Source organism: Nocardia sp. CNS-044 (genome assembly GCF_059570515.1).
Genome location: NZ_JCANSX010000008.1, coordinates 14,789 through 29,778, shown reverse-complemented (window position 1 = coordinate 29,778; position 14,990 = coordinate 14,789). Strand labels below are relative to the sequence as shown.

14 protein-coding genes are annotated in these 14,990 nt (G+C 69.7%); 3 read left to right on the top strand and 11 right to left on the bottom strand.

Annotated elements, in window-relative coordinates; genetic code table 11:
- The first annotated feature begins 4 nt into the window (after positions 1 to 4).
- Complete coding sequence (locus T333_RS19370) at positions 5 to 886, top strand: YobF C-terminal domain-containing protein (protein WP_496425345.1); 882 nt, start codon at positions 5 to 7, stop codon at positions 884 to 886.
- Between the two features lie 102 nt (positions 887 to 988).
- Here the strand turns inward: T333_RS19370 and T333_RS19365 are convergent, their stop codons facing one another.
- On the bottom strand, positions 989 to 1,768 hold the full coding sequence (locus T333_RS19365) for an NAD(P)H-dependent oxidoreductase (RefSeq protein WP_496425344.1): 780 nt from the start codon (positions 1,766 to 1,768) through the stop codon (positions 989 to 991).
- Positions 1,769 to 1,906: 138 nt separating this feature from the next.
- On the opposite strand from T333_RS19365, the gene T333_RS19360 reads away from it, so the two are divergent.
- Positions 1,907 to 2,755 (top strand): helix-turn-helix transcriptional regulator, encoded by an 849-nt coding sequence (locus tag T333_RS19360; RefSeq protein WP_496425343.1) that lies wholly within the window; start codon positions 1,907 to 1,909, stop codon positions 2,753 to 2,755.
- Positions 2,756 to 3,107: 352 nt separating this feature from the next.
- Entirely contained in the window at positions 3,108 to 3,782 is a 675-nt protein-coding gene (locus tag T333_RS19355; RefSeq protein WP_496425342.1) for a SnoaL-like polyketide cyclase, read from the top strand.
- A 162-nt stretch (positions 3,783 to 3,944) separates the two neighbouring features.
- Here the strand turns inward: T333_RS19355 and T333_RS19350 are convergent, their stop codons facing one another.
- The 10 genes from T333_RS19350 to pyrG all read right to left on the bottom strand — a co-directional run bounded on the left by T333_RS19350 (position 3,945) and on the right by pyrG (position 14,904).
- The gene (locus T333_RS19350; protein ID WP_496425341.1) at positions 3,945 to 5,075 is read right to left on the bottom strand and encodes a helix-turn-helix transcriptional regulator; all 1,131 of its coding nucleotides are present in this window, start codon (positions 5,073 to 5,075) and stop codon (positions 3,945 to 3,947) included.
- A gap of 107 nt (positions 5,076 to 5,182) precedes the next feature.
- Complete coding sequence (gene der, locus T333_RS19345; RefSeq protein ID WP_355003118.1) at positions 5,183 to 6,598, bottom strand: ribosome biogenesis GTPase Der; 1,416 nt, start codon at positions 6,596 to 6,598, stop codon at positions 5,183 to 5,185.
- Complete coding sequence (cmk, locus tag T333_RS19340) at positions 6,595 to 7,266, bottom strand: (d)CMP kinase (RefSeq protein WP_355003458.1); 672 nt, start codon at positions 7,264 to 7,266, stop codon at positions 6,595 to 6,597. The genes der and cmk overlap by 4 nt, the downstream gene beginning before the upstream one ends.
- A gap of 65 nt (positions 7,267 to 7,331) precedes the next feature.
- The gene (locus T333_RS19335; RefSeq protein WP_496425340.1) at positions 7,332 to 8,564 is read right to left on the bottom strand and encodes a pseudouridine synthase; all 1,233 of its coding nucleotides are present in this window, start codon (positions 8,562 to 8,564) and stop codon (positions 7,332 to 7,334) included.
- 8 nt (positions 8,565 to 8,572) lie between these two features.
- The gene (gene scpB / locus T333_RS19330; protein ID WP_496425339.1) at positions 8,573 to 9,295 is read right to left on the bottom strand and encodes an SMC-Scp complex subunit ScpB; all 723 of its coding nucleotides are present in this window, start codon (positions 9,293 to 9,295) and stop codon (positions 8,573 to 8,575) included.
- A complete protein-coding gene (locus tag T333_RS19325) occupies positions 9,292 to 10,197 on the bottom strand; it encodes a segregation and condensation protein A (RefSeq protein ID WP_496425338.1) in 906 nt (301 codons plus the stop codon). The genes scpB and T333_RS19325 overlap by 4 nt, the downstream gene beginning before the upstream one ends.
- A 110-nt stretch (positions 10,198 to 10,307) precedes the next feature.
- The gene (locus T333_RS19320) at positions 10,308 to 11,282 is read right to left on the bottom strand and encodes a ParA family protein (RefSeq protein ID WP_496425337.1); all 975 of its coding nucleotides are present in this window, start codon (positions 11,280 to 11,282) and stop codon (positions 10,308 to 10,310) included.
- Positions 11,283 to 11,560: 278 nt separating this feature from the next.
- Positions 11,561 to 12,511: a site-specific tyrosine recombinase XerD gene (gene xerD / locus T333_RS19315; RefSeq protein WP_355003115.1), complete on the bottom strand. Its 951-nt coding sequence runs from the start codon at positions 12,509 to 12,511 to the stop codon at positions 11,561 to 11,563.
- Between the two features lie 12 nt (positions 12,512 to 12,523).
- On the bottom strand, positions 12,524 to 13,162 hold the full coding sequence (locus T333_RS19310; protein ID WP_355003114.1) for an NUDIX domain-containing protein: 639 nt from the start codon (positions 13,160 to 13,162) through the stop codon (positions 12,524 to 12,526).
- A gap of 29 nt (positions 13,163 to 13,191) precedes the next feature.
- The gene (gene pyrG / locus T333_RS19305; protein ID WP_355003113.1) at positions 13,192 to 14,904 is read right to left on the bottom strand and encodes a CTP synthase; all 1,713 of its coding nucleotides are present in this window, start codon (positions 14,902 to 14,904) and stop codon (positions 13,192 to 13,194) included.
- Positions 14,905 to 14,990: the final 86 nt, after the last annotated feature.

Sequence of the window (14,990 nt, the reverse complement as noted above, 5' to 3'; positions counted from 1 at the left end):
GCCCATGCATCCCTACATCGGCTCCGGCCCCTACTGCTACAGCAACTCCCTCGCCATGCTGCTCGGCGAGCACGCACCACCTGTCGGGGTGATCGAGACCCTGACCGGAGCGCCGTTCGGCGCGCAGGTGGAACGCGAGCAACCGTACTTCGATCCGGTCGGCTGGCACCCGGAGATCGGCCTGGACGCGGCGATCGATCTGCTGGGATGGCGGTGCGCGCGCAGGAAGGGCGGGTCCGCCGCCGACGCCGTGGACCGGCTCCGCGCCGCGCTCGAGCACGGCCCGGTCCTGGTAGGTCCGCTCGACATGGGGTTGCTGAGCTACCGGCCAGGCTCCCGCGCGGCTATCGGTGCGGACCACTATGTCGTGGCGCTCGCGATGGAGGCGGATGTCGTTGTCCTGCATGACCCTCAGGGTCATCCGTACGCGACGCTGCCCGCCGCCGATCTCGCGGTGGCGTGGCGGGCGGACGAGATCGCCTACGCCGACGGCCCTTTCATCATGCGGTCGGAATTCGTCCGTGCGCGTCCCGTTTCCATCGAGGCGGCACTGAAGAACGCATTGCCGAAAGCAGTCCGCTGGCTGACGGGCGCGGCAGACTCCGCGGAGCGGATCGCCGAACTGGTCGACGCGGGACTTCCGCCGCACGTCCGAGACCTACTGGAAGCGTTCGGCATACATGTCGGCGCTCGCCGCTTGGCCGACGCCGCGGTGAGCCTGTCGAGCGTGGGCCGCCACCGGGCGGCGACCATCGCCGTCGAACAGTCACGCATTGTCGGCAGTCTCCAGTACTCGCTGGTAACCGGCAACGATGCCGAACTCGCGGCGCGGATCCGCTGCCTGGCACCGGGTTACGAACACCTGCGATCGGCGCTCGCCGAATAGCCGCCTTCCACCCTCGTGCCGGCCACGCACACCCTGGCAGGTGCCGCACTCGCCACGGCCTTCGGGCGGCTCCTCCCAGCTCGTCCTTCGCGTCGCCGGAGGTCAGGGGCACACGTGCAGCCCGAAACCCGTGCGGCCCGCGGGCTCCAGTCCCTCCTTCAGGTGCAGGGAGGGGATCTCGTAGTCACCGAAGTTCTGCCGCCGGAACGCGATCGGCTCGGTCGACTCCAGAGCGAGCAGGCGCTGCTCCCAAGCTTTGGCGACGTCCGGGTAGTCCTCGCCGGTGATCCGGTCCGCGCCGTACAGCACGAACGGCGGCAGCGACTCGATGCCCGGGTAGTAGAGGATGCCGTGGTGGATCGGGAACAGCAGGTCATCGATGGGGCCGTTGATCCCGCGAGCGGCGTAATGCGATTCCGGGCCGCCGACGGTCACCGACAGCAAGGCCTTCCTACCCGCGAGGGTGCCTTCGCCGAAGCGCTCGCCGTACCTGGTGTCGCTGTGCTCGCCGACGCCGTACGCGAAGTTGTAGGTGAACACCCGATCCACCCAGCCTTTGAGGATCGCGGGCATCGTGTACCACCACAGCGGGAACTGGAAGATGATCGTGTCGGCCCACAGCAGCTTCTCCTGCTCGGCTCGGACGTCCGCGGTGAGCGTCCCGGCGTCGAAGGCCCGGCCCGAGTCCCGTGCGACCTTCAGCGGACTCGAAGCGTCGGGGCCGTAGTCCGCGGCGTCCACGACCGCCTTCCAGTTCATCGCGTACAGATCGCTCACCCGCACCTCGTGCCCGGCGGTCTCCAAGGTGGACACCGCGAGGTCCTTCAGCGAGCTGTTGAGCGACTTCGGCTCCGGGTGGGCGTGGACGATCAGCGTCTTCATGGGAACTCCTTCGGATCGGATGCCTTCGATCCTGGGCGCCGCGGCGCCGGGCGTTCAGGGGCGCGTCTTCCATCGGACGGGACTTCCTGGTAACAGCAGGACCACCTTCACGGCCACCATCGAGGTGATACTGGGGGCATGGACGATCTTGCGGGCTTCCTGCGGACCCGGCGTTCGCGGGTCGACCCCGCGTCCGTCGGCATCCCCACCGATAGGCACCGTCGGGTCGAAGGGCTGCGCCGCGAAGAGGTCGCGCACCTGTCCGGAGTCAGCGTCGACTACTACGTACGCCTGGAGCAGGGCCGCGCGACCCAGCCGTCCGAGCAGGTCCTCGACGCGCTCGCCCGCGTACTCGGCCTCGACGAGACCGAACGCGAGCACCTCTACCGGCTCGCCCGGCAGCGCCGCCGCCGCGCGAAGGCGCCGGGCGGGCGGGTCCGGCCGGAGTTGCTGCGCGTCCTCGACCTGGTCGCCGACGCACCCGCGCTGATCATGGACCACCGCCTGGACGTGCTCGCCGGGAACCGTCTCGCCGGGCTCCTCTACGGGCGGCCGATGCCGGGCCTGAACACCGCCCGGCACATCTTCCTCGAGGAGACCGAGCGCGGCCTGTACGCGGACTGGGAGAATTGCACCCTCGACGTGGTCGGGCACCTGCGCCTGGCCGCGGGCAAATACCCCGAGGATCCCCGCCTGGCCTCGCTCATCGGCGAGCTGGCGATGGGCAGCGAGCGATTCCGCCGCCTCTGGGCCCGCGCGGACGTGCGCGCCCGCACACATGGACGCAAGGCGTACCGGCACCCGCTGGTCGGACTGCTGGAACTGCACCACGAGAACTTCGCACTACCGGACGGATCCGGCATGGAGCTGCTGGTGCTCTCCGCGGCCCCCGGCAGCCCCACCGAGGATGGGCTGCGCCTGCTCGCGGGCCTGGGCGTGGACAGCGGTGAGGCGCATTCCACCACGAACGCTCAGGTGCGCGAGTAACTCGACGATGTCCGACTACCGCCTGGCCGGCGGCGCTGCCGGCGATGGACGGCGCCTCGCCAGTCGAGTTCGCCGAATTGGCAAGCGGCGTAGTGCGACTCCGAACCGCCGACTGTCACCGACAGCAATTTCTCGGCGGCGTCGACCACCGCGGAATCCGATGACCCGCGGCCGGGTCCGCAACCCTGCGCAACGATACCTCGCTGTGGCGGGTTGCACGAACTGCTGCACACGAATATCGCAGAAGCCCAACAGCATTCGAGCTACTCTGCGCAGTCGAGATGCCGCGACAACCTATCGACCGACTGTTACGGTCGTCACGTCCAGAAGCTTCAACGGGATGAGAACCGAAATGACAGTTGAGACAACTGATTCGACACCCACGGACGAAACGCCGCTGTGGTTGCGGGGCCGTGATGCCGTGGTCGCGGCCGCCGCGGCCGAGGACTGGCGCAACGGCGCACCGGACTACCGCCTGACCGATGAGATCGTGCCGCGCGAGCGGATCACCGAACACGCACCGGGATCGCTGGAAGCGATCGTCGAGGATCTGGTGCGGGTCTTCGAGATGGAGGTCTCGCACAAGAAGGATCCGGCGACATGGGTGTCACTGGTGGCCGAGCACTACCGCGGCCGGGTGAACGGCGGTCCCTGGCAGGACGCGGAGGAATTCGCGCGGATCGGCAGCTACAACATCCTGATCGGCGACAACCCCTACTATGAGGCCGCAGCCGAGACCTTCGACAGCTCACACAAGATCTTCCACACCGCCTTCCCGAACGGCTTCTTCTGGGAGGTGCTGGAGGTGTTGTCCGGCCCGCCCACCGTCAGCTTCCGCTGGCGGCACTGGGGCCGCTACGACGGGCCGTACCGGGAGCACCAGCCCACCGGAGCGACGATCGAGATGTTCGGCGTCACGATCGCGAGGGTCAGTGAGGATTTGCGCATCCTCGAGCTCGAGCATTTCTACGACAACAACCAGCTGCTGAGCCCACTTGCCCACGGCTGCCCGGTGTCCAAGTCCTGACCGCGCCTTCCGGATCGGGCGTGACGCTGAGCTCGTTCCGGGAGTTCAGGATTCGCGGTGCGGCGGCGGCTTCGCCTGCAGCGCAACCGATCCCGGGGCGCTGCTGGCAGACGAATTGCTCCGCTGACCGAAGGCAGGTCTCCGAGGGGTGCGGCGCTGCCGTCAACGGAGAGCGCCTCGCCAGTCGAGGTCGCCGAATTGGGAAGGGGGAGCGCCGAACATGGCGCGGCAGACGCGGGTCAAATGTGCGCTGTCGGCGAAGCCCGCCTCATGCGCCACGTCCGTGAGCGAGTGGCCCGCGGCGAGCAGTTCGACAGCGCGCTGGATTCGCAGCCAGCGCAGGTACGGACGGAACGGCAGACCGAGTTCGGCCGAGAAGACATGCGCGAGACGACTTTCCGACAGATGGACGGCGCGGGCCAGGTCGGCCAGCCGCACCGGACCCGCGGCGATTCGCTCCGGCAGCAGCCGCAGCACCTCGGCCACCGCGGGATGGCGCACCGCCTCCCCCGCGCCGCCGCGCAGCCACTCCGCCTCCGATCCCGACTCGAACGCCGACCACACCCAGCCGACGAAGGCAGCCGCTTCATCACTGAGTGACGCCTGCGGCCTTCGACCAGCACTCGCCGCACCGGACAACGGCTCACCAGCTCCCCACCCACCGGGCGGCCGCTCACCAGCACCCGCCTCACCGGACGACCGTTCGCCAGCACTCGCCTTGCCGGGCGAGCATTCGGCCATGTGCCGCACGACGCGCAATCCGCCGCCGACCTCATCGACCTCCGGAGCGCCAGCAGCCAGTTCGTCCCGTGACGCTTCACCAGATCCACGGGGCGACGGCTCACCGGCACTCGGTTCGCTGATCGACCGTTCGACAGCACCTGCTGCGGCGGGCCATGATCGGCTGAAGAACTGCTCGAGCCGCAACCGGTCCACGGCGGCTTCCAACCCCAATTCCACTGCCGCGCAAGCCCATCCGCGCGCCGTCTCGCGGGGTCGCGCCACCGTCGCCCACCGCGCACCCGGCACCGACTCCGGATCCAGGTGCACCACAGCCCCACGTGGCGCACCGTGAATCACCGCGTGGGCGACATCCGGTGGGATGACGGCCGCGCGGCAGGCCACCCGCTCCCCCGCGGCATCGGCGAGCACCATGTTCTCGTCCGCGACGATGACCTGCACCGAGTGATGCGCGTGCAGAGCGGCGGTGCCGATCCGGCCGACGATCGCCAGTCGCCCGGGGCTCAGCGCGGCGATGCCCCGCCAGCGCCGTGTACCGCCGCCATCCGTCATCTGCCCAGTGTCACCCGCGTCCACTGCCCAACCGTATGAGGCTGTCATGTGAGGCCGGTGCGGATCTGGTCGATCCGCCACCACGACTGGGCCCGCGACGTCTTCGACTACTTCTTCCGCTCGCGCTTCTCCCGCACACGCACCGAGATCCGCACCGGCGACCCGTCGAAGCCGAATTCCTCGCGCAGACGACGCTCCAGGAAGCGGCGGTAGCCCGCCTCCAGGAAGCCGGTGGTGAACAGCACGAAGGTCGGCGGCCGGGTGGAGGCCTGCGTCGCGAACAGGACGCGCGGCAGACGACCGCCGCGCATCGGCGGCGGGGTGGCCGCGACGACTTCCTTGAGCCAGGTGTTCAGGCGGCCCGTGGAAATGCGCTTGTCCCAGGATTCCAGCGCGGTCTCCATGGCGGGCACGAGCTTCTGCACGGCGCGACCGGTGTGCGCGGAGATGTTGACGCGCTGGGCCCACGGCACCCGGACCAGTTCGCGATCGACTTCCTTCTCCAACTGGAGACGGCGGTCCTCGTCGACCAGGTCCCACTTGTTGAAGGCGAGCACCAGCGCACGCCCGGAGTCGGCGACCAGGCTGATCACCCGCAGGTCCTGTTCGGTGATCGGCTGCGAGGCGTCGATCAGCATGATCGCCACCTCGGAGGCCTCCAGCGCCGACTTGGTGCGCAGCGAGGCGTAGAACTCGGTGCCGCTGGCGTTGGCGACCTTGCGGCGCAGACCCGCGGTGTCGATGAATTTCCAGATCTTGCCGCCCAGGTCGACGAGCGAGTCGACCGGATCGACGGTGGTGCCCGCGACATCGTGCACCACCGAGCGCTCGTCGCCGGACAGTTTGTTCATCAGGCTGGACTTGCCGACGTTCGGCTTGCCGACCAGCGCGACGCGGCGCGGCCCGGTGCCGCCGGTGCCCTCGCGCGGCGTCTCGGGCAGCACCTCGAGCACGTCGTCGAGCAGGTCGCCGGTGCCGCGGCCGTGCGCGGCGGAGACCATGCGCGGCTCGCCGAGCCCGAGCGACCACAGCGACGCGGCCTCGGACTCGACGCGCTGGTCGTCGACCTTGTTGGCGACCAGGATGACCGGGATCTTCGACCGGCGCAGCTTCTTCACCGCGGCCTCGTCGGTCGCGGTCGCCCCGACGGTCGCGTCGACCACGAGCAGGATCGCGTCGGCGGTCGCCATGGCCACCTCGGCCTGACGAGCGACGTGCTGCTGCAAGCCCTTGGCGTCGGGCTCCCAGCCGCCGGTGTCCTGCACCAGGAACCGTCGACCCGACCAACTCGCCTCGTAGGAGATGCGGTCGCGGGTGACGCCGGGGACGTCCTCGACGACGGCCTCGCGGCGGCCGAGAATTCGGTTCACCAGCGTGGACTTGCCCACGTTCGGACGCCCGACCACCGCGAGCGTCGGCATGGCGAGGTGCTCCTCACCCTCCTGCTCACCCTCGAGATCGGCTATCTCCCAGTCGGTTTCGTCGCTCCATACGCCGTCGCCGGCCAGTACGTCCTCGGTCACCGATTCTCTCCCGTTGTCGAAATCTGCTGCGCGACAACGTGGTACAGCTCGTCGATGACCTCGTCCATGCTCAGCTCGCTGGTGTCCACGAGCACCGCGTCCACAGCGGGACGCAGCGGGGACACCTTGCGGGTGGAGTCGAGGTTGTCGCGGCGCTGCACGTCGGCGAGCACGGCCGCGTAGTCGTCGCCGCGGCCTTCCTGGATGTTCTGTTGGTTGCGCCGTTCGGCGCGCGCCTCCGCGGAGGCGGTCAGATAGATCTTGGCGTCCGCGTCGGGCAGCACGACGGTGCCGATGTCGCGGCCCTCCACGACGATGCGTTGCGCTGTCGCGGTGATCTCGCGCTGCAACGCGACGAGCAGCTCGCGCACCTCGGCCACCGCGGACACGGCCGAGACCGCCTTGGTGACGGCGTCGCCGCGGATCTCGGCGGACACGTCCTCGCCGTCGAGCTCGATCACCTCGTGGCTGGGATCGGTGCCGATCGTCAGCGGCAGCTCCTTGACCGCGGCGCCGATGGCCGCGCTGTCGGTGAGCTCGATGCCGGTCCGCAGCACCCGCAGGGTGGCGACCCGGTACATGGCGCCGGTGTCGAGGTAGCGGGCGCCGAGCCGGGTGGCGAGGCGCCGGGAGACGCTGGACTTCCCGGTGCCCGAGGGCCCGTCCATGGCGACCACCAGCGGAGCTCGGCCGGCCAGCCGACCGGGAGCCTCGACCGGAATCTCCACACCGTTCACAACGACACCGCCTCGTAGAGTTTGCCGATTTCATCGCGGCCGAGGACACGCAGCGTGCCCGGCCGTTGATCGCCCAGCGCCACCGGGCCGATATGGGTGCGCACCAGCCGGGTCACCGGATGGCCGACCGCGTCGAGCAGTCGGCGCACGATGTGCTTACGCCCCTCGTGCAACACGATCTTCACCAGCGAGCGTCCCTCGCCGAGTTCGAGCACCTGGAAGCGGTCCACCTTGGCGGGGCCGTCCTCGAGTTCGACGCCGTCGCGCAGCCGCTTGCCGATGATCTTGTTGTTGACCTCGCCGTTGACGGTCGCGAGGTAGGTCTTGGACACCTCGAAGGAGGGGTGCATGAGCCGGTGCGCCAGGTCACCGTCGTTGGTCAGCAGCAGCAGGCCCTCGGTGTCGGCGTCGAGCCGTCCGACGTGGAACAGCCGCTGTCCGGCCGCGATCCGCTCGGCGACGATATCGCCGACACAGGGCCTGCCGAGATCGTCGGACATGGTCGACTGCCAGCCCTTCGGCTTGTTGAGGGCGACGTGCACCAGTTCGTCGCGGACCACGACGCGGGTTCCGTCGACCCGGACCACCGCCGTCTGCGGGTCGATGCGCAGGCCTTGCTCGCGCACGATCGCGCCGTCGACCTCCACTCGGCCCTGGTCGATCATCTCCTCGGCCGCGCGCCGCGAGGCGACGCCCGCCTTGGCGAGCACCTTCTGCAGCCGCTCGCCCTCGCCCCACGGCAGCTTGGCCGGGCCCTCGGTGTTCGCCGGCTCGACGTTCTGGCGGCGTGCGGGCTTGGCGTTGCTCAGCAGCGGTTGCGCGGGGATCTGGCGCTGCGGCTTGGGATTCTTCGCCTTGCGGGCGGCCGGAGCCTTGGCCGAGCCTTGGCCCCACGAGGAGCGCTGGGTGGAAGCGCCCTGGCCGGAGCCGCCGCGTCCCCGCTGACCCGAACCGCCATGGCTCGATCCCTGCTGCGCCGCCCCACGCTGACCGGAACCGCGCTGGCCCGCGCCGCGCTGGGCGGATCCGCCCGGGCTCGCGCCTCCCGCGCCGCGCCGTGCGCCGCCCCTGTCGTCCGACCCCCACGGTGCGGCGCCGCGCGCGGTTCCGCCGCGCTGGGCTGCCCTGGCGCCGCGGGCGCCTACGTTGCGTGCGGCGCCGCCCCTGGCGGGCTGGCCGCTGTTGTTCCTACGATCCGGTGTGCCATCTCGGCGAGCGGAAGTATTCATCTGTCCTGTCAATCCTCGGTGCCGAGATCCAAATCGGCCTCGGCGGGTTTCCTCAACCTGGTGTAACGGGGGTCCGTTTCCAGGCTCTCGTTGATCTCATCGATCAGGTCGACGCCCGGGAGCAGTGGCGCCAGCGGTGGCAGATCGGACAGCGAGGCAAGTCCGATCCGTTCCAGGAACAGTTCGGTCGTGCGGTACTGCGTGCCGTTCGTCTCCGGGTCGACCCCGGCCTCGGCGATCAGCCCGCGGGCGAGCAGCGTGCGCATCACGCCGTCGACGTTCACGCCGCGAACGGCGCTCACCCTGGTCCTGGTCACCGGTTGGCGGTAGGCCACCACCGCCAATGTCTCCAACGCCGCCCGCGTCAATTTGGTCCTGGCGCCGTCGAGCAGTACGCGCTCCACATACGGTGCGTACTCGCTGCGAGTATAGAAGCGCCACCCGTCGCCGACGAAACGCAGATCGATGCCGCTGCCGCGCGCGGTCAGCTCCGCCGACATCGCGCGCAACACCGACTCCACCCGTTCGGTGGTGTCGTCCAAGGCCGCGGCCAGCTGTTCTACCGGGGCGGGAGCGTCGACGACGAGCAGCATCGCCTCCAGCGCGGACCGGAATTCGGCGTCGTCGAGGGTCTCGGGGGTGTCGGACACCACTGCGTCGCTCCCGCGAGATCGAGCCGCGCTGTCGGTTACCGCACCGTCGGCGGCGGTGTCGATGGTCGAGTCCGTCACCCGTAGTCCTCCTCGATCGTCACGGCCTGCGCCGGTGCTCCGTCCTCGGGCTCGCCGATCCAGCTGATCGCGAGCGGTCCGAGCGGATCGGGCTGGTCGAACTCGATGGTCTTGCCCCGGTACAGCTCGAGCAGCGCGAGGAAGCGCGCCACGATCTGCACCGGCATCTCGCAGTCGGCGACCAGCTCGGCGAACGTCGTCCACCCGCCCGCGCCGCGCGCCTTCAGTCGTTCCAGCACCAGCGCGGCCTGCTCGGCGACCGAGATGGCGTGCGCGTGCAGGTGGTCCAGCCCGACCTCAGGCGTCGGGCGCGGGCGGAACGCCGCGGCGGCGATATCGGCGAATCCGGCCGCGTCGACTCCCAGCGTAACCTCGGGCAGCAGACCGGCGAACCGCTCCTCCAGGCCGACCGAGCGCGGATAGCGGCGCAGCGCGACCGCCTCCAGTTCACCGAGCAATTCGGCGACCTGCTTGAACGCCCGGTACTGGAGCAGCCGGGCGAACAGCAGGTCGCGCGCCTCCAGCAGTTCCAGATCCTCGGCATCGGTGACCTCACCGGAGGGCAGCAGCCGCGCGGCCTTCAGGTCGAGCAGGGTGGCGGCGACGACCAGGAATTCGGTGGTCTGGTCGAGGATCTTGTCCGCGCGCAGCCCGCTCTGCTCGTTCATGCTCGCGGTCATCGCCTTGGTGTAGGCGATGAACTCGTCGGTGACCTGATGCAAGGCCACCTCGGTGACGTCCAGCTTGCGTGAACTGATCAGGGTGAGCAGCAGGTCGAACGGCCCCTCGAAATTGCTGAGCTTGAGCCGGAATCCGGATCCGCCCTGCTCGGCATCGCCCGTGGTCGTCGAATCACGCGGCTCCGCGGCATCACTCGACTCCGCGGCATCGTCCGGTCGCACCGCATCGCCGAATTCCGCGGGTTCACGCGGCTCGTCCGAATCGCCTCGCGCGACAACGTGCGGGCCGATCGTCTGCGTAGTCGTCGTTCGTGCGGGGTCCGCTGCCTCGCTCACCGGCCGGACCGGTGGATGACTTCCCGCGCCATCGACCGATACGCTTCGGCGCCACCGGATTTCGGCGCCCACGTGGTAATGGGTTCACCGGCCACGCTCGCGTCCGGGAAGCGGACGGTGCGCGCGATGGCGGTGTCGTAGACCAGCTCGCCGAAGACCTCGACGACACGCGCCATCACCTGGCGCGAATGTAGTAGGCGGGCATCGAACATGGTGACCACGATGCCGTACAGGCTCAGCCGCGGGTTCAGCCGGTCGCGCACCTTCTCCACGGTGTCGTTGAGCAGCGCGAGCCCGCGCAGCGAGAAGTACTCGCACTCCATCGGAATGATGACGCCGTCGGAGCAGGCCAGCGCGTTGACGGTGAGCAGGCCGAGCGAGGGCTGGCAGTCGATGAGGATGTAGTCGTAGCGGTCGCGCACGGGTTCCAGTGCGCGGCCGAGGGTCTGCTCCCTGCCGACCTCGTTGACGAGCTGGATCTCCGCGGCCGAGAGATCGATGTTGCTCGGCAGCAGGTCCATGTTCTCGACCTTGGTCCGCATCAGCACGTCGTCGATGGAGGTGCGGCTGCCGACGAGCAGGTTGTGCACCGTGAGGTCGAGATCGTGGTGGGCGACGCCGAGTCCGGCCGAGAGCGCGCCCTGCGGATCCAAATCGACCAGCAGCACGCGGCGGCCGTATTCGGCCAGTGCCGCGCCGAGATTGATGGTGGAGGTCGTCTTGCCGACTCCGCCCTTCTGGTTGCACATGGCCACGATGAGCGCCTCGCCGTGCCGGGCGACCGGCGGCGGGTCGGGCACCAGGCGCAGTGGGCGTCCGGTCGGTCCCAGTTCCGGGCTCTCCGGAACGGGCTCGACCCCGCTGTCCCACAGCGTTTCCGCCGCGGCGTCCGAGTACCCGTCCGACCGGGGCCCCGTAAGCGGCTGCGCCCCAGCACCCATCGGCGGCTCCGCCGCGCCGGCTGTCGTCACGATCCGCTGCTCCTTAGACGTTCCTGCCCGTTGCCTCGCCGAGCCTAGCGAGGCCGATCGGGCCCGACCTCGCTTTCGTACGGTCCAGCTCTCAGTAGACGCTACCGCTTGACCGCGCGAGACCCGCGCTCGGACACGCGACACCCGCGTTGCTGTCGCGATGCTCTCCCACCCCGACTCGCCGCACGTGTCACGACCGAGCTGCCGGAAGCACTTCGATTTCGGACGATACCCGCTGTCCGGGTCGGCGACGAGCGGTCGACGCCGACGCGCGCGGCTCAGCGGGCGCGCGGATGGGCGGTCGCCCACACCTCGCGCAGCGTGTTCACGGTGACCAGCGTGTAGATCTGGGTGGTCGTCACGGAGGCGTGGCCGAGCAGTTCCTGCACCACGCGCACGTCGGCGCCGCCGTCGAGCAGGTGCGTCGCGAACGAGTGCCGCAGGGTGTGCGGCGAGACGGCCGCGCCGATTCCCGCGCGTTCCGCCGCGGTCTGCAGGACTTGCCAAGCGCTCTGGCGCGACAGCCGCCCGCCGCGCGCGTTCAGGAACAGCGCGCCCGCGACGTTCTTGCCCGCCGCCGCCAGCGTCGGACGCCCGCGCACCAGATAGGCGTCCACCGCCGACAGCGCCGGGCGGCCGATCGGCACCATGCGTTGTTTGCCGCCCTTGCCGCGCAGGACGACGGCGCGGTCGTCGGTGTCGAGATCGTCGACGTCGAGGCCGACCATCTCGGAGATGCGCGCGCCCGTGGAGTAGAGCAGTTCCAGCAGGGCGCGGTCGCGCAGCCCGCGCGGTCCGCCGTCGACCGCGTTCTGTTCCTCGTCCGCGATGGCGCCGCCACCCGCCGCCTCCAGCAGGCGCAGCACCTTGTCGTAGGGCAGTGCCTTGGGCAGCCGCCTACCCGGCGCGGGCGGTTTCACCGCGTGCGCGACATCGGTTCTGGTGAGTCCCTCGGCCGCGGCGAAGCGGTGCAGTCCGCGCACCGCGATCAACGCGCGCGCCACCGAGCTCGCGGCCAGCGGCGGATGCTGCTCGCCACCGGCGCGCAGGGCGACGGTGAACTCGGCGACATCGGATTCGGCGACACGATCCAATTCGGTGACGCCGCGCCCGATCAGGAAGTCGCGATAGCGATCGAGATCGCGGCGATAGGCGCCGAGGGTGTTGCGCGCGGCTCCGCGCTCGACAGCGAGATGGTCGAGGTAGGAGTCGATCTCGCGCGCGATCACCCTCGAATCCTGTCAGCTTTCCGGCGGTGGCGCCGCTTTACGCCGCAGCAGCGCGGTGGGTTGTCCAGGCCACGGCGCCTCGGCGGGTCGTAGCGGCGTGTCGCCGGAGCGCGCCGCCACGAGGGCGAGCACGCCCGCCACCGCGGTGGCGTTGGTGATCTCCCCGGCCAGTGCCGCGCGCACCGCCTCGGTGACCGGCATCCGGACCAGTTCCAGATCCGCCTCTTCGAACTCCGGGTCCGGCCGGTCGGTGTCGTACAGCCCGCTGGCGAGGTAGACCCGCAGCGCCTCGTCGGTGAATCCCGGCGAGAGCGCCACGTCGACGAGGACCGCCCATTCCCGCGCGGCGAGCCCGGTCTCCTCGGCGAGTTCCCGCTTCGCCGCCGCGAGCGGGTCCTCGCCGGGAATGTCGAGCAGGCCCGCGGGCAGCTCGAGCAGCCGGGCGCCGAGCGGGTGCCGGTACTGGCGGATCAGCACGATGTTGTCGTCGTCATCGATCGCGGCCACCGCGACGGCGGCGTGGTGCTCGACGACCTCGCGTTCGACCACGTGCCCGCCGGGCATCGCCACCCGATCCTGGCGCAGCGCCAGGATCGCGCCGGTGTAGAGCGTCTTGCTCGCGACGGTCTCGAATTCGTGACGTCCCGGCACTTCTCCCCCTCTGTCGCTCACTTCGATGCCTATTCCGCGTTCGCCAGTTCCTCGCCGGGGATGTCCACCGGAAGCCGTTCGGCCAGCTTGTATTTCAGCGCCGCCGCGATGAGCGCCGCGAACAGCGGATGCGGGCGGGTCGGGCGGCTCTTGAGCTCCGGGTGCGCCTGGGTGGCGACGAAGAACGGGTGCACGTCGGCGGGCAGCTCGACGAACTCGACCAGGTGCCCGTCGGGCGAGGTGCCGCTGAACTTCAGACCGCTGGTGCCGATCTTGTCGCGGTAGGCGTTGTTCACCTCGTAGCGGTGCCGGTGCCGCTCGGACACGTGCTCGGCGCCGTAGGCCTGCGCGACGACGGACCCCTTCTCCAGGGTCGCCGGGTACGCGCCGAGGCGCATGGTGCCGCCGAGATCGGCCTCGCCCGCCACGACGTCCTTCTGGTCGGCCATGGTGGAGATGACGGGGTGCGTGGTGTCCGGCTCGAACTCGGCCGAGTTGGCATCGGCGAGGCCGACCGAGCGGGCCGCCTCGATCACCACGCACTGCAGGCCGAGGCACAGCCCGAGCAGCGGGATCTTCCTGGTCTTGGCGAAGCGGATCGCGCCGACCTTGCCCTCGATGCCGCGGATGCCGAAGCCGCCGGGGATCAGCACCGCGTCCACGTCGCGCAGCGCGGCCGCCGCGCCGGACTCGGTCTCGCATTCGTCGGAGGGCACCCAGCGGATCTTCACCTTGGCGCGCGAGGCGAACCCGCCGGCGCGCAGCGCCTCGGTGACCGACAGGTACGCGTCGGGCAGGTCGACGTACTTGCCGACCAGCGCGACCTCGACCTCCTCGCGCGGCTGATGCACGCGATCGAGCAGGTCGCCCCACACGGTCCAGTCCACGTCGCGGAACGGCAGGCCGAGCCTGCGCACCACGTAGGCGTCCAGGCCCTCGCGGTGCAGCACCTTCGGGATGTCGTAGATCGAGGGCGCGTCGGGGGTGGAGATGCAAGCGTCCACGTCGACGTCGCACATCAGCGCGATCTTGCTCTTGAGCGCCTGCGGCACCTCGCGGTCGCAGCGCAGGATCAGCGCGTCGGGCTGGATGCCGATGTTGCGCAGCGCGGCCACCGAGTGCTGGGTCGGCTTGGTCTTCAGCTCACCTGAGGGCGCCAGGTACGGCACCAGCGAGACGTGCAGGAAGAAGACGTTGTCGCGGCCCACGTCGTGGCGGATCTGCCGGGCGGCCTCCAGGAAGGGCTGCGACTCGATGTCGCCGACGGTGCCGCCGATCTCGGTGATCACCACATCGGGCGTCTGCCCCTGCAGATCGGGGCCGCTCATCGCGAGGATGCGGCTCTTGATCTCGTCGGTGATGTGCGGGATCACCTGCACCGTGTCGCCCAGGTACTCGCCGCGGCGCTCCTTGGCGATCACCGACGAATAGATTTGCCCCGTGGTCACGTTCGCGTCGCGGGACAGGTCCCGGTCGAGGAATCGCTCGTAGTGGCCGACGTCCAGATCGGTCTCGGCGCCGTCCTCCGTCACGAACACCTCTCCGTGCTGGAACGGATTCATGGTGCCCGGATCGACGTTCAGATAAGGGTCGAGTTTCTGCATGGTGACGCGCAGACCGCGCGCCGTCAGCAGCTGACCGAGGCTCGAAGCGGTAAGGCCTTTACCCAATGAGGAGGCGACACCACCGCTGACGAAGATGTGTTTGGTAGCGGTTCGCGTCTGAATCCGTGTTTGACCCACGGGTCTTCACGGTAACACGTCCGAGCCCGGTGAAACGAACGCCACGCACGTTTGCTGACCGATCGCCAGAACTCGGTCAGAGCGGC

Bases quoted from the DNA above. Each gene is read 5' to 3' on its own strand.
- T333_RS19335 (WP_496425340.1), bottom strand. From the start codon at position 8,564: ATGAATACTTCCGCTCGCCGAGATGGCACACCGGATCGTAGGAACAAC.
- T333_RS19370 (WP_496425345.1), top strand. From the start codon at position 5: ATGCATCCCTACATCGGCTCCGGCCCCTACTGCTACAGCAACTCCCTC.
- T333_RS19350 (WP_496425341.1), bottom strand. From the start codon at position 5,075: ATGACGGATGGCGGCGGTACACGGCGCTGGCGGGGCATCGCCGCGCTG.
- cmk (WP_355003458.1), bottom strand. From the start codon at position 7,266: ATGGACGGGCCCTCGGGCACCGGGAAGTCCAGCGTCTCCCGGCGCCTC.
- T333_RS19355 (WP_496425342.1), top strand. From the start codon at position 3,108: ATGACAGTTGAGACAACTGATTCGACACCCACGGACGAAACGCCGCTG.
- T333_RS19365 (WP_496425344.1), bottom strand. From the start codon at position 1,768: ATGAAGACGCTGATCGTCCACGCCCACCCGGAGCCGAAGTCGCTCAAC.
- T333_RS19360 (WP_496425343.1), top strand. From the start codon at position 1,907: ATGGACGATCTTGCGGGCTTCCTGCGGACCCGGCGTTCGCGGGTCGAC.